Consider the following 24,955-nt stretch of genomic DNA (forward strand, 5'->3'; position numbering starts at 1 on the left):
CGGGTTTTAAGATCTTTTAATAAAAATAACTTATTGATGGGCTTCTTCTTCAGCCTGACGCAATAATTCGTTAAGACCGATCTTGGAGCGGGTTCTTTCATCAACGTGTTTAACGATGATAGCTGCGTAAAGTGAATATTTGCCGTCTTTTGAAGGCAAGTTGCCTGAAACGACAACAGAGTACGGAGGAACTTTACCGTACATGATTTCACCGGTGGTACGATCGTAAATCTTGGTTGATTTACCGATAAATACGCCCATGGAAATAACAGAACCTTCTCCGACGATAACGCCTTCGACGATTTCGGAACGAGCACCGATAAAGCAGTTGTCCTCAATAATGGTAGGACCTGCCTGAACCGGCTCTAAAACACCGCCGATACCGGCACCGCCTGATAAATGAACGTGTTTACCGACTTGTGCACAAGATCCGACGGTTGCCCATGTGTCAACCATAGTACCTGATCCGACACGAGCACCGATATTAACGAAGGACGGCATCAAAACGGCATTGGGCTCAATGTAGCTGCCGCGACGAACAACGGCACCCGGAACTACGCGTAAGCCTTCTTTGGCAAATCTGTCTGCAGTGTAGCCGTCAAATTTTAAGGGGACTTTGTCATAAAAAGCGCCGCCCGGAGCCTCGGTTACGAAATTGTCCTGAATTCTAAAAGAAAGCAGAACTGCTTTTTTGATCCACTGGTTGGTAACCCACTCACCATCGATTTTTTCGGCAACGCGCAAAGATCCGTCATCAAGGCCGGCGATTACGTCGTTAATTGCGGCACGGACATTTGCGTCAACAGAGGATGCGCTGATAGCGGCACGATTATCAAACGCGTTTTCGATGATTTCTATAAGTTTGGTGTCAGACATTTTGTCTCCTTAATTTTTTGAATCGGATTTCTGGTCAAGCACTTTATGCAGCTCTTCGGTTAATTCATCTTTCAAGCTCTGACTTAAGGCGGTGCCTTCTTTATTGGTAAGCGTGAAAAAGTCGTCAGCGCGTTCTCCCGTAGTGGTGATGCGTGCTGCCAGAATATTACATCCGCAAGCTTCTAAAGTAATGCCGATCTTAGCTAATAGTCCGGATCTGTCAAGCGTGGAAACTTCAAGATTGGAATGGTTTGCTCCCGAGTCTTTTAAAAAAGATATGACTGTCGGGATCTTAAATAATGAATTGGTTTCTTCTAAACCTTTAGGGAGAGCGGGTTTGCGTTCAAATCCTAGTATGATGGCTTTTCTTAAAGTGTGTAATCGATCGTTATCAATTAAAGCACCATTTTTGGTCTGAAATTTTATAGAACACAAACAATGATCTTTTTTGGTGCGAACAATCTGCGCACTTTGGATATTTATTTTCTTTAATGCCATTACGGAAGCGACAGCGGCAAAGTCAAAAGGCGCTTTCTTTTGATAGATAAACATTTCCGTTCCGACATTTTCATGCTGAGCAAAAAGCACTAAAGGCGTACCCGTATACGGATATTTGATTATATTGCGAGCATGCCATGCAAGCTCCAACGGCGAGAAACGAATGAAGTAGCCTTGATAGAAATCATTCCACAGTTCTTTAACATCTTTTTCTTTTATATCTGAAGCATACTGCAGCGCAATTTGCTTGTTCTCATTAACGTGCAGTGCTATATCCTGAGGATGTTCAAGTCCGTGACGCAATGCCTGGCGGGTGGAAAAGTAAAGTTGTCTGAAAATGGATTCTTTCCATGAATTCCATTCATGATCGTTAGTTGCAGCTATGTCTGCAACGGACAAACAGTAAAGTAAGTTTAAATGTTCTTCGTCCTGAACCAATTTGGCAAAGTCATTAACCACTTCAGGATCGGTGATATCGCGGCGCATTGCTATAGCAGACATGGTCAGATGGTTTTGTACCAGCCAGGATACGGTTCGATTCTGATATTGCGTGTAATCATGGAGTTGGCAGAAATAAATAGCTTCATGCGCACCGATGTCAGCGTGATGACCTCCGCGGCCTTTACCTATATCATGAAGTAATGCCGCTACGTTTAACAGTTCAGGCTCGTTTATTTGATGATAGACGTTGCGGAACAAACTGTATTTGCTTTCTTTATTTTGATTGAGTTCTTGAATGTTTTTTATTACGTGAATCGTGTGTTCATCAACCGTGTAGGTGTGGAACATGTCAAATTGGGAAAGTCCTTCAATTTTTTCCCATTGCGGCATGTAAGCTGATAAGACGCGATGTTCATGCATAAGAGTAATGGCAGATGCAAGATTAGGACTGTTTTGCAGCAGGCGCTTAAAAGTTTCACGGCACTTGGGGATCTCAATTAAATAATGATGCAGTGAGCGACGCGCTTCTCGAAGCAGTCTTAAGCAATTTACATGCAGTCCTAAAATATCCGGGGTTTCGGCCATAACGGCAAAGATTTCAAGCATTTTATCCGGATTGGTGCTGAACATGTCGGGGTCGATGATATCAATAAGCGGTCCGCGTTTTATAAAATAGCTATTGATAAAAACGGGAGAATCGGCTCCCAAATGGCCTGTTATGCGCAAAGTCTCAAGCTGCAGTGCCATAGAATTTAATTCGCGCACGCGTCTTATGGATCGGAAAAAAGTCCGCATCATTTTTTCGACGGCAATTGTACCGTCACCCGTGAACCCTAAAAGCTTGGCGACGGTTTTTTGTATGTCTAAAGTAAGTCGATCATCTTCTTTGGTTAAAGACAGATGTAAAGCACAGCGGGTTTCCCATAAAAAGTCACGGCAGGAAATGAGCTCGTCAAATTCGCTTTTGGTTAATAACCCTAAAGACAGCATGTCATTGATGGTTTTTGCATGGAAGTGGAAATTTGCTATCCACTGCATGATTTGAATATCGCGCAGTCCTCCCGGATTATTTTTTATGTCAGGCTCTAATAAATATGCCGAATCTTTGTAGGAGTGGTGACGATCAAGCTGTTCGTGAAGCTTGGCGTTTAAAAAGCGCAGCGGATCCCAATACAGATCGCTTGCAAGTTTTTGCAGCAGTTTGCCGTATACGTAGTACGAACCTGAAATCAGTCTGGTTTCAAGCAGATTGGTTTTGATAGTCAGATCCTGACGGCTTTCTAAAACACATTCGGTAATAGTACGTACGGATGATCCGATATCAAGTTTTAAATCCCATAGAAAGGAAATCAAAGATTCAATTGATTCGGTACTCTCGTCAGGCAGTTTGTCATAATCGCCGACAATTAAGATATCGATATCGGATAGGGGAAATAATTCTCCGCGTCCGTATCCTCCGACCGCAACAAGCGCTAAGTTGTCAAAGGACGTTAAATTAAAATGGTGATAGAGTCCTGACAGAAGTTTGTCGATTACATAAGTACGACAGGATAAAAGTTCGGCTACCGCATAACCGTCTTTAAAGCGGTCTTCAAGATAACTGCGCAGCTTGCCAAGATATTCTCGGCCGGCTTTGACGCTGTATTCGCATAGTTCTTCCGTAAAAGGACATGTTTGTTTTAACTTGTCGGGTCTTACTTTACGGGGGACGGTTATCGGTTCAAACATTTTTTTTAAACGTTTTTCACATAGCGCTCAAAGTTTTCATTGCTGCGCAAAGTCAGGATTTCACAGCCGTAATCGGTTACCAAAATGGTGTGCTCGTATTGAGCGGACGGCTGATGATCAGCGGTAGTAACCGTCCATCCGTCTTTACGGTTTACTTTGCATTTCCATGTGCCGGCATTAATCATCGGTTCAATGGTAAAAGTCATACCCGGCTCTAATAAAACGTCTAAATCGTTAGGATAATGCAGTACCTGCGGATCTTCATGGAATTTATTTCCGATACCGTGACCGCAGTAGTCGCGAACGATAGAAAATCCGTAACGGCGGGCCACTTTCCCGATGGCGGTTCCGATATCGGCTAAATTGCTGCCGGGGCGTACGGTTTTTATGCCTGCGTACATTGATTCTTGGGCGCATTCGCATAATTTGTGATTACGTACGGAGGTTTCGCCGCCTACGATAAACATCATGGAAGTATCTCCGTAATATTTATCTTTGATTACGGTAACATCGATATTGACGATATCTCCTTTGTGCAAATGCTTTTTACCGGGAATGCCGTGGCAAACTACTTCATTAACGCTGATGCAGGTGCATTTTGGATAACCGTTATAGCCAAGGCATGCTGAAATTGCGTGCTGAGTTTTTTCGATATATTCAAGACAGCGGTCATCAAGTTCTTCTGTGGTAACGCCCGGAACTACGTACGGAGTAATCATTTCAAGAACGTCGGCGGCAAGTTTGCCGGCGACGCGCATTTTTTCAATTTCGCCTGCTGATTTTAAGGAAATATCCATTTTTATAATGTCCTTTTTTAGTTTTAGGAAAATTATATGAAAAAAGCGAGGATTGTGACACGTTGCGTTAAAGATTATCAGTCAATTTTATGACGGAAAAGATACATGGCAAGCGGCACGGATACTGCTCCGATTAAAACAAGGGGAATAAGTAGATACGCTATTTCGTAAAAACTCTGACCTTCAAGATATATCCTTTGCAGTGCAGTCATACCGTAATAAAGCGGATTTAGTTTACTTATAAACTGAAACCATTGCGGCATTGCCGAAATTGGCGTAAGCATGCCTGAAAGAATGATTGCCGGAAGAATTAAGGTAAAAACGAACACTAATGATTGCTGTGGACTTTTTGCCAAAGCCGAAACGGCAAGACCGAGACTTACAATGCTGATGCTAAATAAAGATAAAACAAAAACGATATTTAAAAGGCTTCCTGCAAACGGAATTGCAAAATAATAACGGCAGATGGCAAAAAGCATAAGTCCTTGAGCTATAGCCACCAAAGCAGGAGGAACCGCCTTCCCGATTAAAATTTCCGCAGGATTTGCCGGAGTCATTAAAAGCATGTCAAAAGTACCGTCCTCGCGTTCTCGCGAGACGCTAAGACTTGACAGCAGCATGACTTGAATAAAGGTTAAAGCAAGGATCATTCCCGTCATGATGCTAAAACGCGAAATATTGTTTTCATTAAATCTAAGGCGAGTATTGATGTTAAGTTTTAAAGCGGCATAGTTTTTACTGTTGAAAGTATCAATGATTGAATTTAAATAGCCTATCGCGATATTAGCTGAAGTCGTATTACGCGCGTCTGCGATGACGAATACTTTAGGATCTTTTTCAAAATCGCTTTTTATGTAGATTCCGATTAAGGCATTGCCGTTGCTTACGGCATCGGTAAGACAACGTGAGTCATAGCAATAATCCGTAAGATTGAATAAAGAAGAATTTATGTCATGAAAAAGTTCTGAGCTTTTAGAGCTTTGCGCTTCATCGTAAAAAGCAAAGGGTATGGTTTCAGGATTAAATGATGCGCCGTAACCGAAAATAAAGGATTGAATGAGAATAGGCAGAATTAAAATTTTGCGGGTGCCTTTATCCATCCACATTGCGACGAATTCTTTTTTTATTAAAGAGAAAATGCGCAAAAGCGATTTAAACATGCCGTCCTCCTTTAATACCGCCGCGTTTTAGCAGAAAAACGGTAAGTGCGGAGAAAAAAACGACGTAGAAAATGATGATTGCCAAATTTATTAATAAAGTGTCGGTATTGCCTCCTGATAAAAAACAGATCCTAAAGGACTCGACCGCGTATGTCGGAGGAATCAGATAGCCGATAAAAGCGATAAAATCAGGAACGCTTCTTAAATCAAATAAAGATCCTGAAAGTAAAATTGCCGGCAGAAAACTTAATAAGATCGCATATTCGGTAGCAAGAAACTGATCTTTCATTAAAGCTGAGATGAAAAGTCCCAGCGATGTACTTGACAGGGTGTAAGCACTTACGGTCAGGATTAAAAAAATTACTGATCCGCGTATCGGAATGGCAAATAAAATTTCAATTAAGATAAGCGTTAAAAACGATCCCCATAATGACATGACAAAATAAGGAATCGTTTTTGACAGCATGATTTCAAAGGCGGTGACGTTTGATGCAATAAGAGATTCAAAGGTTCCTCGATTTATTTCGCGCGCGATGACAAGACTGCACATGAAGGCTCCGACGAGAGTAATTATTCCGACGGTTTGCCCAGGTAAAATATAACGGTTTGAAATATTGGCTTCGTTAAACCAGTTCCGTGATATAAGTTCGACTGATTTTATTGGTGATTTTGTGTTGTCGGAAGATAACGCTTGGCTTATTGCCTGCTGCAGATAGCTTTGTGCGGTGATGCCGAAAATTCCTGAAGTTCCGTCAATTGTAATTAAGATCTCAGTGTCACTTAAGTCTTTTTTACTTTTAAGATTTGATTTAATATCAACGATAGCATCGATTTTGTGCCGATTGAGAAGCTCTTCTCCTTCCTGATGGGTAAATACGTTTTGAATTTTAAGATAGTCTGAACCTTGAAGTCTTGATTGTAATAAAGTGGCAAGGGAAGCGTTATTTTCACAGACTAATGCTGCCTTTACCGGTTTTATATCCATGCTCATACCGTAGCCGTAAATCAATATAAGTAAAAAAGGCACGACAAAAGCGATGATAAGAATTGATTTATCTTTGTTTATCTGTTCTATTTCTTTTTTTATTAAATACTTAAGTCTAAGAAGATTCATAAGTAGCCTCCTTAGTCTTTAATCGGTATTCTTCAACTTTGCTTATAAAAGTTTCTTCCACGCTTACGCGTTTTCCTTGTGTTACACAGATTTTATCGGGAGCGCCGAGACAAAGAATTCGTCCTTTATCTTGAATTAAAAAGCGATCGCAGTATTCAGCTTCTTCCATAAAGTGAGTGGTTACGATAACGCTGGTGCCTTTGGCGCTAAGCTCGATGATTCGTTTCCAGAAAATACGTCTTGCCGAAGGATCGGCACCTGATGTGGCTTCATCTAAAAATAAAATCTTAGGATCATGTAAAAGCGCACAGGCCATTGAGAGCTGACGCTGGATCCCAAACGGCAAATCTTCTCCTAAAACGGCGCAAAAAGGACGCAGCATAAAATCATCAATAAGGTAATTGACGCGGTTTTCTTTTTCTTTGCCGTAAAGACCGTAGCTTCCTGCAAAGTAATCAAGATTTTGCTTTAAGGTAAGTTTTTTATATAAAGAAAATTTTTGCGACACATATCCTATTTGCTCACGGACTGCGGCTTTTGCTTTTCTTAAATTAAATCCGTTTATAAGGATATTGCCGGATGTGGGATTTAAAAGTCCGCAAATCATTCTGAAGGTGGTTGTTTTCCCGGCGCCGTTCGGTCCTAAAAGACCGAATATCTCACCCCTTTTAACGGAAAATGACGAGTGGTGAACAGCGGTAAAATTACCGAAAGATTTTTTTATGTCGTTTACGGAAATTATGTCGATATCTTCAGGTTGGGTGTAAGAGATACTGTTTTTTGAGCGTAAATTGGCTTCATCCTCTGTTTTTATGATTAAATCTTCCTTTTTTTCTTCATTAAGCGCGATGTAAACGTCTTCAAGAAAAGGTTTTCGTTCTGTAAGTTTGAAATCACTTGCCGGAAAAAATTTTTTAAGTTTATTTTTTAATTCCCGGATGTCGCAGTTTTTTTTAGTTAAAAGATCGATGCGGTTAAGTCTTGGAAAGATGTCGCTTAAAAATTTAAACTTGAGTTCTTTGTTGATAATAAGAAAATGCAGTAAATCTTTGTAGTTTAAGTCGCAGAAAAACGAGAAGCAGCGTCCGGTTACATCCTTTAGTAAATTTGACGGGCGATCACAGCTTATTATTTTGCCTTCTTTTAAAAATATGCAGATTTCAGATTGTTCGGCTTCTTCTAAATAAGAAGTTGAGAAGATGCAGAAAGCTTTTTGATTTTTTATGTAATCAAAAATAATTTTCCAGATCTCACGGCGAGATAAAGGATCGACTCCTACAGTGGGAGCGTCGAGGATAATAATTTTAGGATCGGTAGCTAAAGTACAGCATAAAGCAAGTTTTTGCTTCATACCTCCTGACAGTGTATTAACCGCGTAATCTTTAAATTTAAAAAGTCCAACTTTAGTTAAAAGTTTATTAAGTTTTTCTTCGCATTTTTCAGGATCGACGTTTTTTATGGCGCAGAAAAAACGTAAATTATGAATTACCGAAAGCTCTTCATAAAGACCGAGCTTTTCAGACATATAGCCAAGAGAAGATGCGTTTTCAACATTGTTTATTAAAAGGCTGCATTCTCCTTTTGTCGGTTGTAGTATTCTGGTTAAAAGCTTTAAAAAAGTGCTTTTGCCTGATCCGTCAGGACCGGTGATACTGATTAGGTTTCCTTCAAGCTTAAGATTCATTCCTGAGAATACGGCTTTGTCCTTACCTTCTTTTTGGTAGGAAAAATAGAGGTCGTGAAGCTTGATTTGCGCCATAGCAGTTCACTCTATTCAAAGATTACGCTGACGCTTTGTCCAAGTCGCAGTACTTCATCAGGATCGGCAACATCAATGCGTACTTCATAAACAAGCTGTGGTCGTAATTCTTCTGTTTGTACGGTTTTAGGAGTAAACATCGCCGTATCGCTTATAACTGCAATGTTTCCTGAAATTGTTGTGCCGCTTGCGGTTTCAATTAAGACTTTATTGCCGGTTTTTACCTTAACAAGCTGCAGTTCCGTAAGGTAGCAGCGCACGAATTTATGATTAAGCTGCGATAGGGTGAAAACCGGAGTTTGAGCTGACGCCATATCCCCGAGTTCAAGATTGCGGGTACGTATTTTTCCGTCATAGGGAGCTTTAATTACGCTTTGCTCTTTGATTTTGTAGATTATGTAGTCAAGTTCGTTAAGACAGGTTTGATAAGCTTCTTTTTGCGCATCTATTTCTTCTTGGCGATAACCGTTTTTAAGTAAGCTAAGATTAGCTTTTGCCGTATTAAGATCTTCTTTTAGAACATTTAACTTAAAGAAATCGCTGTCATGCGTTTGAGCACTGACGGCGTCTTTTTTATACAGATTATCGGTTCTTGCAAATGTCTTTTCCTGAAGCTTGACTTCGTTTTCAAGTGCGTTTACTTCAGCTTCTGCTTTATCTATTTCTTCTTTTCTATATCCGTTTTCAAGCAGATTCAATTGTGCTTTAAGTCCTTTGCAGGAAGATAATTTAATGTTTTTTTCATGCTCTAAGGCTTTAGTATCTAATGTTGCAAGGATTTCTCCTTTTGTGACTTTTTGTCCTTCATCAAAAAATAACGCATTAATTTTGCCGTTTATTTCAAAGGCAAGCGAACTTTCTCTGATATCGACGTTGCCGTAGGCTTTAAGTCCTCGGTACTCTTTATCTTGATTAAGATATAAAACGATACCTAAAAGGATGAGGGTAATTAGAAATAAGCAAACTAAGATTTTCTTTTTCATGATTACTCCTTAGCGTCTTTTAAAGGAGTTTGAAGCAAACTGTTTAAAAGCAGTTTAGGCAGTGTTTCTTTTAAGGTTAGACGTGACGGCAGAAAACTTTCTTTTTCCGTTAAAATCATGGATGAAAGAGATGAAATAAAAAACGATCCGGCGATCATGGTTAAAGTTATGTCGCTTAAATTTTGCGTTTCCCTGGCGTCTATAAGCAATTTTTTAGTAGGCTGTGTGATTTTGCCGAAGATTTCAGAGAAAAATATTTGTTTTAAAAACGGGTTATTGGCGCTTTCGGTAATGAAAATAAGCAGTAATTTTAAATAGCGCTCATCACCCGTGATAGCATAGATAAGGTCAACAATAGTTTTTATCTTTTCTTTAACGTCTTGACTATCGGTAGTTTGAGCTTTTTGAACCGCGATTGAATGATTTTTAACTGTGGCGCGTACGACCTGTAAAAACAGCTCTTCTTTGGTTTTGTAATAAAGATAAATAGTACTGCGCGATATGCCTGCGGCTTTGGCAATATCAAGTAAAGTGGTTTTGGAAAAACCGTTAGTCAAAAATTTATCGGCAGCGGCATTAAGTATTTCGCTAGGTCGTGCATCTTTGCGTCTTTCCCGTTTGTTTTCGGTCATGGGCAACCTCAGTTAATGACACATGTGTCATTAATTAGTTTAGAAGAAAAATTGGGAATTAAAAGTTATGACATAAGAATTGGCGCTTGAAGTCACATAAATTAAGAAAAGGAATATGCAGCAGTCAGCTCTTAAGATCTGCTGATACTAATTTGCCGCTAAGCGTTGCTTCACATAATTAAAGAAAATATTTTTTAAGGGAAAGAATATGTCAAAAAGTAAAGTGATAACAGTAATCAGTATCGGCATTGCAACATTGTTTTTAAGCGGTTGTACCGTTCATTATGATCATATGCCGCCAAGACCGCATCGTATCGAAAGGCCGATGCATAAAGCACCTCCTCCTATGTTTCATCATGTAAAACCGGCGCCTCCGCGTCCTTTCCCGGGACCTCACCGTCGTTAAAACGGTTAATGTAAGGTTTACATTAAATCTCTGTGAAAATTAATGGGTACTTGCGCAAAAAGCGCAACTGATAAAAGAATTGATTATGTAGGCATAAGATGGGAGGTAGATATAAAAAATTCGGAGTTATTTTGAAAAGAAGTAAAAAGATTTTAGCGATCGCGGTTTCGCTTGCACTAAGTACGGCAGCTCAGGCTGCAGTTTTAAATTTTGATAGTGAAGATAAGGCATATTCTGCAGACAGTAATCCTGCTAGAGAAGGAGAATGGTTCGGTCCGACTTTAGATGACGGGAATACCGTAAGCTACAATAAAGTGAATGTTCTATCTTCTTTTGAAGACGGATGGGTTTTTGGCGGATATTCACATAATTCACTTAATGTCACCGACAATGAACTGACGATTTTAGAGAAAGGCTCAGTCGGTAACGCTATAGGCGGATTTAATGCCAAGGCTTCTGCGATGTATAACACGGTAACCGTAAAGGGACAGGCAAAAAATGTCATTGGCGGCTATACGACGGCAAAGGGATATGCCCGCAGCAATAGTGTTGAAATCGCGGACGATGCCACGGCAGACAATGTTTTGGGCGGTTACGCGCTAAATGCGCCTGCTGACAGCAATGACGTCGTGATTGACGGCACGGTGTTTGGCAATGTTTTAGGCGGTTACGGATTTAGCGGAGCTCAAAGTAATTACGTGGAAATAAACGGAGAAGTTAAAGGGGCCTCTTATGCAGGCTATGCACGAAACGGTGATGTTTTATATAACGGCGTTATTTTAAACTCAGGAGCAACAGTTGCAACTATATACGGTGCTTATGTTGAAAACGGGGCTGCCGAATCTAATTTCGTGACCGTAAATGAAGATGCTTCTGTACAAAAAGTCATAGGTGCTAAAAGTGAAAACGGTGATGTTTCATACAATACCGTAGATGTTGCAGGCACGGCTACATGTATAGTAGGCGGTGAAAGTACCGGCGCTAAAGCGCTTAATAATTCGGTTACTTTAAATTCAGGGGCACATGTGTCAGGGTCTGTTATTGCAGGCTCCGGCAAATCTCAAGCTTTTGGCAATCAGCTGCGGATAAAAAAAGGTGCCGATGTGAGTGAATCCGCTTATGCAGGTCTTTCACAAAATGGATCTGCAAGCTACAACTACATGGAGTTAAGCGGTACGGTCCATACAGCAGCAGGCGGCTACAGCGAAAACGGCAAAGCGGATTTTAATTACGTTAACGTGCTTGACGGCGCTGATGTTAATGATGTCTATGGCGGAAAAGGCGGTATCAGCGCATCTCACAATACTTTATTGGTTAAAAATGCCAAGGTTTCAGGCAACGTTTACGGCGGACAAGGAAAAGCGGCTGACGCCAATATCGTTATTTTGTCAGGCAGTATGAAGCTTAAAAATGTTTATGGAGGCTATAACGGGACTAAACCTATAAATGCTCGAAACGTTATTAGCGCAGAAGGTAACGTGCGGGTAGAAGACATTGACGGATTTAAAGTTTTAAAACTTACGGTCAATAATGAAAACATCAAAGTATCCGATAATTATGAAGATGTCGGGGATAATCGTTTTATTCTTAGTTCAAAAGCGGATATCGATCTTAAAAATAAGACCTTGGTAGTTGCTTCTCATAAAGTTGATCCTAAGGAAAATATAGCTCTGCTATGGTCTGGCGACGATATTTATACCGACGAAAATACCGTGGTGGAGGGTGATAATACTTTCGTGTTTAAGCGCTGGTCTTCAAAGGTTAGTCATGAATATAAGCATGAGCTTGGTATTGAAGATATCGTCAATAACGATGATTTTATCGAGGAAACTGTAGTAAGCGATGAAGCAAAAACTTTATCCAAAGCTTATTTAAGTTCTATTGCGCTTATAAAACAAGGAGCGGATTTTATTATTGAGGACGCAAAAGCGGCGGCGTTATATGCATTAGGCGATACGAACAGATCCGCTTTATTCGCTACAGCACACGGCGGTTATACAAATTATGACAATGAAAGCGAATTTTCAATTCGAGATTATCATTTAGCCGTAGGCGGTGCGTTTAAATACGATAATCTTTTATGGTCTTTGTTTGCAGAAACGGGAATAGGTGAGGCAGGTTTAAAAGAAAACGCCGATATTGATACGGATCTAAGTTATGTCGGTTTGGGAACTCTTATTGATTATGAGTTTGCAAACGGTTTATATGCCGATGCGGCACTGCGCTTTGGGTATATAAAGACCGACTTTGACGGAAAATATGAAGATGATGAGGCTTCTTTTGTAAGTCATAATCTTTACGGCAGCATTCATGTGGGCGGAGGTTACCGTTTTGCCTTAAATGATTTTATTAAAGCGGATGTTTATACCCGCTATTTAGGCATTTATGAAACTTCCGATCGTTTTAACCTTCATGATAAAAGTGATTCGCGCATGAGCGTTGATCCGAGTTTTGCGCATGCTTTACGTGCCGGAACTGAATTTAATTTTAAACTCAATTCCTTTATAAGTTTGAATGCAGGGGCGGGTATTGAGCATATCTTTGTTTCGTCGGTTAAAACTTTCGTCAACGGTTATGCACTACACAGAGAAAACATTGACGGTACTTCGTTTGTCGGAAGCCTGGGAGTTGACGTCACATCTGCCTTGTACCCTGATTTTTCGTTTGGCTCGAATGTGCATCTTAGTACAGGTGACAGACAAGGGGCGGCTTTTTCCTTTATTGCAGAATATAAGTTTTGATCATCTGTGTGTTGGTTATAACGTATAAAAAATAGAAAAATTAATTTTTATTCGATATATCGAATGAAAATTAAAAATACAAAGATAGTTTTCAGTATAATAAAGATAATCTGTGGTTTTAGATTGAATATTTGTTGTAATGTATGATTGAGCGCGAGTTATATCTTAAGCGGATACGTCCTTTTATCGACACCGATATGGTTAAGGTAATGACGGGAATGCGCCGCAGTGGAAAGTCAATTATGCTTGAACTGATAAAAGGTGAGCTTCTAAAAAGAGGTGTAAAGTCTTGTCAGTTAGTTTCCTTAAATTTTGAGGATATGTGCTATATCCCGTTGCTGACGGCAGCAACTCTTTACAATGAGTTAATTAAGCGAGCCCAATCTTTTTCCGGAAAGGCTTATTTTTTTCTTGATGAAATTCAGGAAGTAAAAGATTGGGAAAAGTGTGTTAATTCGTTACGGGTTGCAATTGACTGCGACATTTACATTACCGGATCAAATGCAAAGCTTTTATCCGGGGAGTTAGCTACATATTTGGCAGGGCGTTACATTGAGTTTGAGATTTTCCCGTTTTCCTTTGCTGAGTTTATAGATCTGTATCGTTCGTCAGCACCTAATGCTGACAACGCAGAGTGTTTTAAAGCTTATCTGACATTCGGGGGAATGCCGTATTTGGCTAATTTAAATTGGCAGAAGGAGGCTTGTAATCAGTATCTTCATGATTTATTCAGCTCTGTGGTAATCAAAGATATAGTAAAACGCGGCAATATTCGAGATGTTGATTTACTTGAAAGAATTGTCTTTTATTCTATAAATCATGTGGGAAAGCCCTTTTCCGCCGCTTCTATAGTCAAATTTTTAAAAAGCGAACACAGAAAAGTTTCTACTGAAACGGTAATTAATTATCTGCGTTACTGTTGTGAATCTTTTCTTTTTCATCGTGTCAAGCGAGAAGATTTGCCGGGCAAGCAGCTTCTTTCGGTAAATGAAAAGTACTATGTTGCAGATCATGGCATACGTCAAGCGATGTGCGGCAATAATATGCAGGATATTAATCAAATTCTTGAAAATATAGTGTGTATGGAACTGCTAAGACGCGGATTTTCGGTAACCGTGGGAAAAATGGGCGCTAAAGAAATTGATTTTGCTGCTACTAAAGACGGTAAGAAAATTTACGTACAGGTGGCATATATGCTTGCATCCGACGACACGATCGAGCGAGAGTTCGGAGTGTTGCTTGAGGTTGCTGATAATTTTCCTAAATATGTGATATCGTTGGATGAATTTGATATGAGTCGGGACGGAGTTATACATAAAAATGTTAGGGATTTTCTGCTCGATGATGATTGGTCTTAATTTTTGACTTAGCGTGATTTTGCATTAATGGATTTTTAGGAATTTTTGTAAAACAAAAATCAGATATTTTTCGGGATTTTTCATTAAAAATTGTCATTTGCATGATAAAATACGCAAGCCTTTGCGTATAGGACGTAAAGGTTTTAGGTGTAATTTTTAAAACACACACTGCTTATAAACGCTTTTTCCGGGTGCCTTTTTTAAGGTTGGAAAAACGGAGCAGTGGAGGCATAACCCAATATAAAGAGGAAATCTCATGTCATCTATTTCTATGCGCGACATGCTTAAAGCAGGCGTTCACTTCGGTCACCAAACCCGTTACTGGAATCCTAAGATGAAGTCCTATATTTTCGGACATCGTAACGGCGTTCATATCATTAACCTTGAAAAGACCGTACAGTGCTACGAAGATGCTCTTAATTTCTTAAGCAGCGTAGTCGCTCATAAGGGTAAGGTTTTGTTTGTCGGTACTAAACGCGCAGCATGCGATCAGATCGGCCCTGCCGCTACTTCTTGCGGTCAGTTCTATGTTGATCATCGTTGGCTTGGCGGTATGCTTACCAACTGGAAGACCGTTCGTCAGTCCATCAAGCGTTTGAAGGAACTCGAGATTCAGTCTACCGACGGTACTTTTGACAAGCTTACCAAGAAAGAAGCTTTATTACGTACTCGTGAACTTGCCAAGTTGAACCGTTCTTTGGGCGGTATCAAAGATATGGGCGGTTTGCCTGATGCTTTGTTCGTTATCGACGCTGAAGTTGAGCACATCGCAATCAAAGAAGCTAACAACCTCGGTATTCCGGTTGTTGCCGTTGTCGATACCAACTCCGATCCTGACGGCGTAAATTACGTAATTCCGGGTAACGATGACGCTATCCGTGCTGTTGAGCTTTATTTAAAGGGCGCAGTTGAAGTTATCAATGCCGCTCGTGCTCAGATGAATCACGTTGAAGCTGAGCAGCCTGCTGAGGCTCAGGAAGCTGCTGAGCCTGCCGAAGAAGCTAAAGAAGAAGCTGCTGAAGCAAAGGCTGAGTAATTATCGGCTTATCTAGATAAAGTCATTAGGACTTATTTTTAGAGCTGTTAATTTTTTAGGGCCGGATAACCGGCCCTTTACGAATTTGAGGATTAAAAAATGGCAAACGTAACTGCCGCTATGGTTAAAGAACTGCGCGACATTACCGGCGCAGGCTTTATGGACTGCAAAAAGGCTTTGGTTGCTGCTGACGGCAATATCGAAGCTGCTATTGAAGCAATGCGTAAGAGCGGTGCTCTTAAGGCTGCCAAGAAAGCTACCCGTACCGCCGCTGAAGGCGTTATTGCCGTAGCTCACGAAGGCAATACCGTCGTAATGCTCGAATTGAATTCCGAGACCGACTTTGCTGCCAAGAACGCAGAGTTTACCTCTTTTGCTCAGAAAGCTGCCGATGTCGCTTTAAAGAGCGGTGCTGCTGACGTTGAAGCATTGAAGGCTGCTGATTTCGGTGGTATGACCGTTGCTGACGCTTTAACCGCTTTAATCGCAAAAGTCGGTGAGAACATGAATTTGCGCCGCATGGTCCGCGTAACCGGTGATGTTTTGGGCATCTACGTTCACTCCAATCGCCGTATCGGCGTCGTTACCGTTTTAAACGGCGGTACCGAGGATTTGGCAAAAGATGTTGCTATGCACGTTTGCGCCAACAAGCCTGATTTCGTTCATCCTGAAGACGTTTCCGCTGAAGTTGTCGAGAAAGAGCGTCAGATTCAGATTGAGATCGCCGTCAAGTCCGGCAAGCCCCACGCTATTGCCGAGAAGATGGTTGAAGGCCGTATGAAGAAGTTTACCGGTGAAGTTTCTTTGACCGGTCAGCCTTTCGTTAAGGATCCTTCAGTTACTGTCGGTGAGTTGTTAAAGAGCCACAATGCTGATGCAGTAAGCTTCGTCCGTTACGAAGTAGGCGAAGGCATCGCTAAGAAAGAAGAGAACTTTGCAGAAGAAGTTCAGGCTCAGATCGCTGCCGCTAACAAGTAATTGACCTTAATGACTTCGGGACATGCAGACAATATGCGTAGAATTTTGCTGAAAATATCCGGTGAGGCTTTAGGCGGAAGTGCCGGCTTCGGAATTGAACCGCAAATCCTGGCTCATGCGGCATCAGAGATCCGTAAAGTACAGGATGACGGCGTTCAGGTGGCTTTAGTGATAGGTGGCGGAAATATTTTTCGCGGCGCTGCATTGCAAAAAGCCGGACTTGATCGCGTCGCAGGCGATCAAATGGGTATGCTCGCAACCGTAATGAACGGTCTTGCAATGCGTGACGAACTTATTCGTCAGGGCGGCAAGTGCGTTTTGATGAGTGCTTACGGTATTCCTTCCATCAGTGCTCAATATAGTGCAGTTGCCGGCAGAAAAGCTCTTGAAGACGGAAATGTCGTGATTGTCGCAGGCGGTACCGGTTCTCCTTTTTTCACAACCGATACTACGGCGGTTTTACGCGCAATTGAGCTTAAATGCGATGAAGTCATGAAAGGAACTAAAGTGGACGGTGTATATACAGCCGATCCGGTTAAGGATCCGACAGCCGTCCGCTATTCTTCGCTTAGCTTTAGCGAAGTTTTGGCAAAAGAACTGCAGGTTATGGATTTAACCGCTTTTGTCCTGGCCCGTGATCATCACATGCCGATCCGTGTTTTTTCCATGAATAATGAAGGTGCTTTATTACGTGCCGCGACCGGCAAGGATGAGGGCACTTTAGTTTCAGACTAAGGAGAATGTTTGATGCTTAACGATGTAAAACAAGATGCAAGCGCTCGCATGCAAAAGGCTATTGAGTCTTTAAGCAGCCGTCTTGCCAAGATCCGTACCGGCCGTGCTCAGCCCGGAATTTTAGACGGTATCATGGTTGAATATTACGGCAGTCCGACTCCGCTGCGTCAGGTTGCACAGGTTAATGTTGAAGACGCTCGTACCTTAAAATTGACCGTTTTTGACCGCAACGCCATCAAGGATGTAGAAAAGGCCATTCAGAAGTCAGATTTAGGCTTGAATCCTGTCGTTGCCGGAATTGATATTCGCGTCCCGCTCCCTCCTTTAACCGAGGAGCGCCGTAAGGATTTGGTTAAAGTCGTTCGCGGTGAAATCGAGCAGACTCGCGTAGAGATTCGTAACATTCGTCGTGATGCTAACAATGCTCTTAAAGCTTTAGAAAAAGCCAAAGACATTTCTGAAGATGAGCAGCACGATGGTGAAGAGCAAATCCAGAAACTTACCGACGCTTCCGTTAAGAAGTGTGATGAGCTTTTGGCTGCAAAAGAAAAAGAGCTGATGGAAATCTAATTGTCCTGATGCTTACTGACAAAGAAATGACGGGAGAGATCAAGATCCCCCGTCATGTTGCCATTATTATGGATGGTAACGGTCGTTGGGCCGAAAAACGCGGATTATCGCGCGTTAAAGGTCACCGTGAAGGAGCCGCTGCCGTCAGACGTACCATTGAAGCCGCCGCCATACTCGGTGTGCATTCCCTTACTCTTTTTGCTTTTTCCAGTGAAAACTGGAAGCGTCCGCAGGCTGAAGTTGCAGCATTGATGGAGCTTTTTTCGCTTTCTTTGAAAAAAGAAACTCCGGTTTTACATAGAAACAATATAAAAGCCAAAGTTATAGGCGATGTGTCGCGCTTTAATCCGGGATTACAAAAAGCCATAAAAGCGCTTGAAGAAACAACAGCCGAGAATTCAGGTCTTGAACTTAATATCGCAGCAAATTACGGTGGACGCTGGGATATCGTGGAGGCTTGCCGCAAGATACAAAATCAAATCTCTTGCGGACAGGTCACACAAAATGATCTTAATGAAGAGTATTTTAATAAGCAGTTAAGTTTACCGCAGGATATTGATTTATTAATCCGTACCGGCGGTGAAATGCGCATCAGCAACTTTTTATTATGGCAATGCGCGTACAGTGAATTATACGTAACGGACGTACTGTGGCCTGATTTTGGTGAAGAAGAGCTAAAAAGAGCCTTTTTGTTTTTCTCAGGTCGAGAGCGCCGTTTCGGAATGACTTCGGCTCAAATTAGAGGAAAATAAATGGTTACCCGTATTATTACCGGCATCGTTTTAATCGCTGCTGTAATTGCGTGGCTTTTTTTTGCCGATTTCCCGATTTTTACCATGGGCGCACTCTTTATTTATATGGTCGGCGCTTATGAGTTAGGTCCTATTTTTAAATTTAAACAGCGCTATTTATTTTTATTTTTGGCTGTAGCTGCTGCGGTCGGATGCTTTGTAATAGCACCTCCTGGCGAGTTCGTATCGGGACATATCCCTCCTGCCGTCAAATATATAATCGCATTAAGCATGCCTTTGTGGATTGGTGTTGTTCCGCTTATAAAAGCCTATCCGCATAAAAGCTCTTGGTATGAGAATAAAGTTATATGCGCGATTTTAGGTTTGCTGATGCTGGTGCCTTTTTTAGAAGGACTTTTGGTTTTGCGTTCAACTGATATTGCTCTTGACGCAAATACCGGAGCTTATCTGGTGCTTGCCGTAATGGCTTTAGTGTGGGCGGCAGATTCCGGAGCGTATTTTGCCGGGGTGTTTTTCGGAAAAACCAAACTTATTCCTGAAGTCAGCCCTAAAAAGACCAGGGAAGGGTTATACGGCGGACTTATTTTGGCTTTTGCCGCGCTGATCCTTTTTATGCATCTCGGTCTTTTCTCAACTTACGGCAATAGCGGACCTGCGTTAATTGCTTCAGGAATTATCGCTATAGTTTTTTCCGTAATCGGCGATTTGCTTGAGAGTATGATTAAACGCCTGGGCGGAGTTAAAGATTCCGGAAAGATTTTCCCGGGTCACGGCGGAATGCTCGATCGTATAGACTCGCAGCTTGCGGCGATTCCTTTATTTTTATCCGTAAATTGGTTAATTAGCGGCAATTTGGCATGAGAACCAAGATCACTTTATTAGGCGCTACCGGATCGATAGGCAGCAGTACATTAGATGTAATAGCGGCAAATCCTGACAAATATGAGCTTTATGCGGCAGTGTGCGGGGGTAATGACGAGAAGATGCTTGATATTATCAAGCGTTTTGCGCCCAAACGAGCTGCCGTCTATGATAAAGATGCAGCCCGTCGTTTAAAGGACGCTTGTGCGCTTAATAACTTATCTTGCGATATTTTGGAAGGATCTGACGGCGTTTTGGAAATCGCTGCCGACAAAGAAGGAAGCTATGTCGTAGCGGCTATCGTCGGAGCCATGGGGCTTCCGCCCGTGCTTGCCGCGGTAAAGCGCGGTGCCGTGATTGGTCTTGCCAATAAAGAAGCGCTAGTGATGTCGGGCAAATTATTTTTTAATGAAGTTAAAAAATACGGTGCTAAAGTTTTGCCAATTGACAGTGAACACAGCGCGATTTTTCAGTGTTTGCCGCAAAAAGCCCAAGAGAGTCTTGGCAGCTGTGATTTAAAAGATTGCGGCGTGGATAAGATTTTACTTACAGGATCGGGCGGACCTTTTCGCACTCTTGAAATTGAAAAATTACAAGACGTCACTCCTTCAATGGCGATAAATCATCCGGTCTGGTCAATGGGTCCTAAGATTTCGGTTGACTCGTCAACGATGATGAATAAAGGTCTTGAATTTATCGAAGCAAGATATTTATTCAATGCCTGTGACGATGATGTCAAGGTGGTTATTCATCCTCAGTCGGTAGTGCATTCAATGGTTTCGTATATTGACGGAGCCGTGCTTGCCCAGCTTGGCAATCCGGATATGAAGACTCCGATAGCAAGAGCTCTTGCTTATCCGCAAAGAGTGGTGTCAGGAGTTAACGGTCTTGATTTTTGTTCTCTTAAAGCACTGACTTTTGAGGAGCCTGATTTTAAGCGTTACCCATGTCTTGCTCTTGCCATGCAGGCAAGTAAATTAGGACAGGGAGCAACTACAGCACTTAACGCAGCCAATGAGGTAGCAGTAGAGGCGTTTTTAAATGGCGCCTGCCGTTATTTGGATATAGCGTCTTTATGTGCTCAAAGTCTCGATGCTTTCGGCGGAGAATCTCCTTATTCACTTGAGGAGATTTTTGAGCTTGACGCTAAAGTCAGGGATTATATTAAAGCTGCGGTAGCGAGGCTGTAATGGGCTCTTTTTTGTGGAACCTGCTGTTTTTCGGAATCGCTATCGGTATTTTAGTGACTATTCATGAAGCAGGTCACTTTTTTGCTGCTAGGTTTTGCAAAGTTAAAATTCTGCGCTTTTCCATAGGTTTTGGCAAAGTGTTATGGTCGCGTAAGGGCAAAGACGGCTGTGAGTATGCCGTATCTGCAATTCCTTTGGGCGGTTATGTAAAAATGTACGGAGAAAACAAACAGGAAGCAGCTGCGCTTACCGACGTTTCCGGATCTTTTTACGCCAAATCTTTGAAAGCAAGAGCTTTTATTATTGCGGCAGGACCTTTGTGTAATATCCTGCTCGCTTTCTTTTTATATTGTTTCGTTAATTTAAGCGGCGTTACTTTAATAAAACCTGTTATAGGAGATGTGGTTCCTAATTCGGTAGCCTCTGCAGCCGGTTTTAAAGAATATGATTTAATTGAAAGTATCGGCGGAATTGAGACTGCCGATTGGAAAAACGCACTTTTGACTTTAGTTTCACACTCCGGGGAAAAAAACGTATTAATTGAAGTTAAGCGTGATTTGGGCCGGGGTGACAATATTTCGCTTAACATGGATTTAAGCTCGTTTAAGTTGGAGCCGGATAAAGATCCGTTAGGCATATTGGGACTTAAAGTCTGTGTCGGTAAAATTTTAAACGTTATAAGCTCGGTAAATCAGGACAGTCCGGCTTTTCGCGCCGGTCTTAAAGCAGGGGATGAAATTATTTCCGTAAACGGAGTGGAGTCTACTTCTTGGTATCGTACTCAGGAAATGATTGCCGCCTCAAACGGTCAGCCTCTTACTTTAGTCATAAAACGGGATGGTGTTCTGTACACTACTACGCTTACAGCAGATCTTGTTTATGATGAAGTGTCGAAGTCTTATCGCCCTTTAATCGGAGTAGTGGCTAAAGCTGAACAAATACCCGAGCTTACCGAAAAGGTGCAGTACGGTTTATTCGATTCAGTAATTAAAGCGGCATCAGATACCTATGAAATGTCCTTAATTATTGTAAAATCAGCAGTAAAATTAATTACGGGACAAATTTCGGCGCAAAATATAGCCGGACCTATTGCTATAGCTAAAGGCGCAGGAGAAAGTGCAACTATCGGTCTTACTTTCTTTATAAGTTTTTTGGCTGCTATTAGTGTAAACTTAGGTATTCTTAATTTGATCCCGATACCGGTTTTGGACGGAGGACAGCTTTTATTCATTGCCTATGAGGCTGTTTTCCGTAAAGCGCCGAACGAAAAAGTGCAGTATATATTGTCGTTATTCGGACTTAGTTTGCTGCTTTTTATTTCGTTTTTGGCGATTTTTAATGATTTAAAAGCTCTATAAAAATTAGGCAAAGTGGAATTTGAAGATGAAATTTAAAGCAAAAAAACCGCTTGCTTTGGCATTGACGGCAATTGTCGGAAGTTTAATGTTTGTTCCGCCGTCATTTGCTGCAGATAATTCAAGCTTTGTGATTGACAATATTCAGGTAAGAGGCTTAAACCGCGTTACGGTAGGTGCCGTATTGTTGGCAATGCCTGTAAGACAAGGCGATGTAATGAATGCCGAAAACTCGGCTCTTACCATGCGCCGCTTATACGAAACCGGTAATTTTGATGATATAAGCCTGACGCGCGAGGGCAATACCGTTATCGTTAACGTTAAAGAACGCCCGACTATCGGTAATATTGAATTTGCCGGAAATTCACAGCTTAATGAATCTGCTTTGCGTCCCGTTATTGAGCAGCAGGGACTTAAGGCTGGTGAAGCCTTAAACGTTCAGACTTTGTCGCAGATTCAGAAGTCGCTTGAAGATTTTTACCACTCTGCTGGTATGTATCAAGCAAAGGTAAAGCCGGTTTTGACTTATTTGCCGCGTAACCGTGTGGATATTAAGCTTGAGTTCACCGAAGGCGTTTCGGCGGAAATTGAGCAGATTAATATTGTCGGCAATAAGAGTTTTGATGAGGACGTCCTTTTAGCGCAGATGCAGCTTCGTGACGATGTGCCGTGGTGGAACTTCCTTGCCAATCGCCGTTATGAAAGCCAGAAGTTTTCTGCCGATTTGGAGTCTTTGCGTTCTTATTATATGGATAGAGGTTACGTACGTTTTAAGATTGACGATACCTCTGTTGAAATGACGCCTGATCGTAAGGGATTGTATCTTACCATTGCGGTAACGGAAGGTGATCAGTATACGGTAGGCAAGACTTCACTGCGCGGTGATACCTTAAAATACGGTGAGCAGATGCAGGAGCTTTTGAATTTTGAAGAAGGTGAAGTTTATTCTGCCGCCAAAGTTGCTTCCGTGGAAAAGGCTTTAAGCGATTATCTCGGTAAATACGGCTATGCTTACTCAAGAGTCAGAGCTTTCCCGACTTTTGATGATGAAAACAAAGTCGTTAACCTTGATTTTAACGTTGAACCTGGTTCCCGCGTATATGTAAGCCAGATCAATATTACCGGCAATACTTCAACCGATGATACCGTTATCCGCCGTGAAATGCGTCAGATGGATGGTACCTGGTTGTCAAATGAAGCCGTCGATTTGTCAGAGAACCGTTTGAATCGTACCGGTTTCTTTGAGACCGTTGAACTTGATACCAAACGTGCCGGAAATACCCCTGATACCGTAAATCTTGACGTAAAAGTTAAAGAGCAGCCTACCGGCTCTATTTCAGGCGGTATCGGTTACGGTACCAACTCAGGTATGCTCCTGCAGGCGGGTATTTCACAAAACAACGTATTCGGCTGGGGTTCTCGCGCCTCCATTATGGCTTATGATAATGACTATCGCCAGCATATTGAGTTAGGCTATACCGATCCTTATTTCACGGTTGATCGCATCAGTCTCGGCGGACGTGTCTACTATGATAAGTTTGAAGGCGATGACGCTGATGTGGTTTCATATGATAACGATACTTTGGGTATTGAGATAACGTCAGGATATCCGCTTAGCGAGACAATGTCGGTATCGTATTCCGTAGGTTTTGAGCAGAATAAGATCGACAATACCGGAGATCATTTTATTCAGTCGATTTTGTTCTGGCGTGACTATAGTGATGATGGTTATGAAGAAAGCGGCACCTTTAATAACTTTACCGCAAGTTTCGGCTTCTCGCGTAACAATCTGGATCGTTCCGTATTCCCGACTAAAGGCAGCCGCCAGTCGTTTTCGGCTTTTGCCACGGTTCCTGGCTCTGACTTGCAGTACTATAAGCTTTCTGCGGAGACTGCCCACTATTTCCCGCTTGACAGTGAGCGTAATTTTGTCTTTACCGTGCGTGGGCGTGTTGCCTACGGTGACGGCTACGGCACAATTCACGGACATGATCAGCGTTTGCCGTTCTTTAATAATTTCTATTTAGGCGGCAGTGACTGGCTGCGCGGCTTTGACTATAACTCTATCGGACCTAAAGCGTATTATCCTGGGTCCGGAAGATCCGATACTTCCGTAGGCGGTAACGCTTTATATGCCGCTACCGCGGAAATTTCAATTCCGACGCCGTTTATTTCCGAAGCTTACAAACGTCAGGTACGTACCTCGTTATTCGTTGATATAGGTGCTTTGTGGGATACCCGTGACGATGATTATGAAGAACTAGGGAGCGATTATCGTGATATTAACGGTGATGCCGATAAAATGCGTGCTTCGGTAGGTATTTCGCTTAACTGGATGTCGCCCATCGGCCCTTTGGTATTCTCGCTTGCCAAGCCTGTTAAAGATTATTCAGGTGACGAGTCGGAAACCTTTAACTTTAATATCGGCGGACGTTTCTAAAGATTTTGAGGAGAAATATAGTTATGTTTAAGAAAATCGCTTTGGCTCTTGCTGTTGCCTCCATTGCGGCAACTCCTGCAATGGCAGCTGAAAAAGCCCAGACCCCGACTATCGCAGTTATTAACGTGCCGCTTATCATGCACGAAATTCCGCAGGCTAAAACTACCCGTGAGAAGCTTGCCAAAGAATTTGCTCCCCGTGAGCGCGAGCTGCAGAATCTTGAGGCTGAAGGCAATAAGCTTGCCCAGAAACTTAAAGACTCAAAGTTAAGCGAAAAAGAAAGAGTTGATTTGCAGCGCCGTTTTGCTCAGATGCAGTCTGATTTTAATTTAAAAGCTCAGGCTTTGCAGGAAGATCAGAGAAAGCGTGTTGCTGACGAGAATTTAAAGCTTGCTCAGGAAGTACAGAAAGCCATTGACGCAATTGCCAAAGAACGCGGAATTCAGCTTGTGCTGCGCGGTGAGTCGGTAGCTTATACCGTAAACGCTTTGGATATTTCTCAGGATGTTATTAATCGTGCCGGCAAATCCGGCAAGAAGTAATTC

The 24,955-nt window shown here is 42.0% G+C and carries 21 protein-coding genes; 13 read left to right on the forward strand and 8 right to left on the reverse strand.

Going from position 1 to position 24,955, the window contains the following annotated elements; all coding sequences use genetic code 11:
• Positions 1-30: 30 nt before the first annotated feature.
• The 8 genes from dapD to QZ019_RS02740 are packed head-to-tail and all read right to left on the reverse strand — an operon-like array spanning position 31 to position 9,988.
• Entirely contained in the window at positions 31-876 is an 846-nt protein-coding gene (gene dapD, locus QZ019_RS02705) for a 2,3,4,5-tetrahydropyridine-2,6-dicarboxylate N-succinyltransferase (RefSeq protein ID WP_294567215.1), read from the reverse strand.
• A 9-nt stretch (positions 877-885) separates the two neighbouring features.
• Positions 886-3,543, reverse strand: a complete 2,658-nt coding sequence (gene glnD, locus QZ019_RS02710; protein WP_295482075.1) for a [protein-PII] uridylyltransferase — start codon at positions 3,541-3,543, stop codon at positions 886-888.
• 5 nt (positions 3,544-3,548) lie between these two features.
• A complete protein-coding gene (map, locus tag QZ019_RS02715; RefSeq protein WP_307761565.1) occupies positions 3,549-4,421 on the reverse strand; it encodes a type I methionyl aminopeptidase in 873 nt (290 codons plus the stop codon).
• Entirely contained in the window at positions 4,418-5,500 is a 1,083-nt protein-coding gene (locus QZ019_RS02720) for an ABC transporter permease (RefSeq protein WP_294567220.1), read from the reverse strand. The genes map and QZ019_RS02720 overlap by 4 nt, the downstream gene beginning before the upstream one ends.
• Positions 5,493-6,614, reverse strand: a complete 1,122-nt coding sequence (locus QZ019_RS02725; RefSeq protein ID WP_295482076.1) for an ABC transporter permease — start codon at positions 6,612-6,614, stop codon at positions 5,493-5,495. The genes QZ019_RS02720 and QZ019_RS02725 overlap by 8 nt, the downstream gene beginning before the upstream one ends.
• The gene (locus tag QZ019_RS02730; protein WP_295482078.1) at positions 6,601-8,373 is read right to left on the reverse strand and encodes an ATP-binding cassette domain-containing protein; all 1,773 of its coding nucleotides are present in this window, start codon (positions 8,371-8,373) and stop codon (positions 6,601-6,603) included. Before QZ019_RS02730 ends, QZ019_RS02725 begins: the two co-directional genes overlap by 14 nt.
• Positions 8,374-8,384: 11 nt before the next feature.
• Positions 8,385-9,356: an HlyD family efflux transporter periplasmic adaptor subunit gene (locus QZ019_RS02735; protein WP_295482080.1), complete on the reverse strand. Its 972-nt coding sequence runs from the start codon at positions 9,354-9,356 to the stop codon at positions 8,385-8,387.
• Positions 9,357-9,358: 2 nt separating this feature from the next.
• Entirely contained in the window at positions 9,359-9,988 is a 630-nt protein-coding gene (locus QZ019_RS02740) for a TetR/AcrR family transcriptional regulator (RefSeq protein ID WP_295482082.1), read from the reverse strand.
• A 208-nt stretch (positions 9,989-10,196) separates the two neighbouring features.
• On the opposite strand from QZ019_RS02740, the gene QZ019_RS02745 reads away from it, so the two are divergent.
• The 13 genes from QZ019_RS02745 to QZ019_RS02805 all read left to right on the forward strand — a co-directional run bounded on the left by QZ019_RS02745 (position 10,197) and on the right by QZ019_RS02805 (position 24,952).
• On the forward strand, positions 10,197-10,394 hold the full coding sequence (locus tag QZ019_RS02745) for a hypothetical protein (protein ID WP_295482084.1): 198 nt from the start codon (positions 10,197-10,199) through the stop codon (positions 10,392-10,394).
• A gap of 131 nt (positions 10,395-10,525) precedes the next feature.
• Positions 10,526-13,135, forward strand: coding sequence for an autotransporter outer membrane beta-barrel domain-containing protein (locus QZ019_RS02750; RefSeq protein ID WP_295482086.1), 2,610 nt, complete (start codon positions 10,526-10,528; stop codon positions 13,133-13,135).
• Positions 13,136-13,278: 143 nt separating this feature from the next.
• Positions 13,279-14,493, forward strand: a complete 1,215-nt coding sequence (locus QZ019_RS02755; RefSeq protein WP_295482087.1) for an ATP-binding protein — start codon at positions 13,279-13,281, stop codon at positions 14,491-14,493.
• Positions 14,494-14,749: 256 nt separating this feature from the next.
• Positions 14,750-15,529: a 30S ribosomal protein S2 gene (gene rpsB, locus QZ019_RS02760; RefSeq protein ID WP_294567244.1), complete on the forward strand. Its 780-nt coding sequence runs from the start codon at positions 14,750-14,752 to the stop codon at positions 15,527-15,529.
• Between the two features lie 99 nt (positions 15,530-15,628).
• On the forward strand, positions 15,629-16,507 hold the full coding sequence (tsf, locus tag QZ019_RS02765; protein ID WP_294567247.1) for a translation elongation factor Ts: 879 nt from the start codon (positions 15,629-15,631) through the stop codon (positions 16,505-16,507).
• Positions 16,508-16,516: 9 nt separating this feature from the next.
• Positions 16,517-17,242 carry a UMP kinase gene (gene pyrH / locus QZ019_RS02770; protein ID WP_294567250.1) on the forward strand — a complete coding sequence of 242 codons (726 nt, stop codon included), beginning with the start codon at positions 16,517-16,519 and terminating at the stop codon, positions 17,240-17,242.
• 12 nt (positions 17,243-17,254) lie between these two features.
• Positions 17,255-17,812 (forward strand): ribosome recycling factor, encoded by a 558-nt coding sequence (frr, locus tag QZ019_RS02775; protein WP_294567253.1) that lies wholly within the window; start codon positions 17,255-17,257, stop codon positions 17,810-17,812.
• Between the two features lie 8 nt (positions 17,813-17,820).
• Complete coding sequence (gene uppS, locus QZ019_RS02780) at positions 17,821-18,564, forward strand: polyprenyl diphosphate synthase (RefSeq protein WP_295482106.1); 744 nt, start codon at positions 17,821-17,823, stop codon at positions 18,562-18,564.
• Positions 18,565-19,425: a phosphatidate cytidylyltransferase gene (locus QZ019_RS02785; protein WP_295482108.1), complete on the forward strand. Its 861-nt coding sequence runs from the start codon at positions 18,565-18,567 to the stop codon at positions 19,423-19,425. It begins immediately after the preceding gene.
• Positions 19,422-20,615: a 1-deoxy-D-xylulose-5-phosphate reductoisomerase gene (gene ispC, locus QZ019_RS02790; RefSeq protein WP_295482110.1), complete on the forward strand. Its 1,194-nt coding sequence runs from the start codon at positions 19,422-19,424 to the stop codon at positions 20,613-20,615. The genes QZ019_RS02785 and ispC overlap by 4 nt, the downstream gene beginning before the upstream one ends.
• The gene (gene rseP / locus QZ019_RS02795) at positions 20,615-21,973 is read left to right on the forward strand and encodes an RIP metalloprotease RseP (protein ID WP_295482112.1); all 1,359 of its coding nucleotides are present in this window, start codon (positions 20,615-20,617) and stop codon (positions 21,971-21,973) included. The genes ispC and rseP overlap by 1 nt, the downstream gene beginning before the upstream one ends.
• A gap of 25 nt (positions 21,974-21,998) precedes the next feature.
• A complete protein-coding gene (gene bamA, locus QZ019_RS02800) occupies positions 21,999-24,410 on the forward strand; it encodes an outer membrane protein assembly factor BamA (protein WP_295482114.1) in 2,412 nt (803 codons plus the stop codon).
• A 23-nt stretch (positions 24,411-24,433) separates the two neighbouring features.
• Positions 24,434-24,952, forward strand: coding sequence for an OmpH family outer membrane protein (locus tag QZ019_RS02805; protein ID WP_295482116.1), 519 nt, complete (start codon positions 24,434-24,436; stop codon positions 24,950-24,952).
• Positions 24,953-24,955: the final 3 nt, after the last annotated feature.

Origin of the sequence: uncultured Succinatimonas sp. (assembly GCF_905203285.1) — a bacterium.
Classification (GTDB): Bacteria; Pseudomonadota; Gammaproteobacteria; order Enterobacterales; family Succinivibrionaceae; genus Succinatimonas.

What these genes read in the sequence shown, in the direction of transcription:
- QZ019_RS02785 (WP_295482108.1), top strand. Translation starts at nt 18,565, where the DNA reads ATGGTTACCCGTATTATTACCGGCATCGTTTTAATCGCTGCTGTAATT.
- ispC (WP_295482110.1), top strand. Translation starts at nt 19,422, where the DNA reads ATGAGAACCAAGATCACTTTATTAGGCGCTACCGGATCGATAGGCAGC.
- QZ019_RS02720 (WP_294567220.1), bottom strand. Translation starts at nt 5,500, where the DNA reads ATGTTTAAATCGCTTTTGCGCATTTTCTCTTTAATAAAAAAAGAATTC.
- QZ019_RS02740 (WP_295482082.1), bottom strand. Translation starts at nt 9,988, where the DNA reads ATGACCGAAAACAAACGGGAAAGACGCAAAGATGCACGACCTAGCGAA.
- QZ019_RS02745 (WP_295482084.1), top strand. Translation starts at nt 10,197, where the DNA reads ATGTCAAAAAGTAAAGTGATAACAGTAATCAGTATCGGCATTGCAACA.
- bamA (WP_295482114.1), top strand. Translation starts at nt 21,999, where the DNA reads ATGAAATTTAAAGCAAAAAAACCGCTTGCTTTGGCATTGACGGCAATT.
- dapD (WP_294567215.1), bottom strand. Translation starts at nt 876, where the DNA reads ATGTCTGACACCAAACTTATAGAAATCATCGAAAACGCGTTTGATAAT.
- glnD (WP_295482075.1), bottom strand. Translation starts at nt 3,543, where the DNA reads ATGTTTGAACCGATAACCGTCCCCCGTAAAGTAAGACCCGACAAGTTA.
- QZ019_RS02755 (WP_295482087.1), top strand. Translation starts at nt 13,279, where the DNA reads ATGATTGAGCGCGAGTTATATCTTAAGCGGATACGTCCTTTTATCGAC.
- QZ019_RS02730 (WP_295482078.1), bottom strand. Translation starts at nt 8,373, where the DNA reads ATGGCGCAAATCAAGCTTCACGACCTCTATTTTTCCTACCAAAAAGAA.
- pyrH (WP_294567250.1), top strand. Translation starts at nt 16,517, where the DNA reads ATGACTTCGGGACATGCAGACAATATGCGTAGAATTTTGCTGAAAATA.
- rpsB (WP_294567244.1), top strand. Translation starts at nt 14,750, where the DNA reads ATGTCATCTATTTCTATGCGCGACATGCTTAAAGCAGGCGTTCACTTC.
- QZ019_RS02725 (WP_295482076.1), bottom strand. Translation starts at nt 6,614, where the DNA reads ATGAATCTTCTTAGACTTAAGTATTTAATAAAAAAAGAAATAGAACAG.
- frr (WP_294567253.1), top strand. Translation starts at nt 17,255, where the DNA reads ATGCTTAACGATGTAAAACAAGATGCAAGCGCTCGCATGCAAAAGGCT.
- QZ019_RS02805 (WP_295482116.1), top strand. Translation starts at nt 24,434, where the DNA reads ATGTTTAAGAAAATCGCTTTGGCTCTTGCTGTTGCCTCCATTGCGGCA.
- uppS (WP_295482106.1), top strand. Translation starts at nt 17,821, where the DNA reads ATGCTTACTGACAAAGAAATGACGGGAGAGATCAAGATCCCCCGTCAT.
- QZ019_RS02735 (WP_295482080.1), bottom strand. Translation starts at nt 9,356, where the DNA reads ATGAAAAAGAAAATCTTAGTTTGCTTATTTCTAATTACCCTCATCCTT.
- rseP (WP_295482112.1), top strand. Translation starts at nt 20,615, where the DNA reads ATGGGCTCTTTTTTGTGGAACCTGCTGTTTTTCGGAATCGCTATCGGT.
- tsf (WP_294567247.1), top strand. Translation starts at nt 15,629, where the DNA reads ATGGCAAACGTAACTGCCGCTATGGTTAAAGAACTGCGCGACATTACC.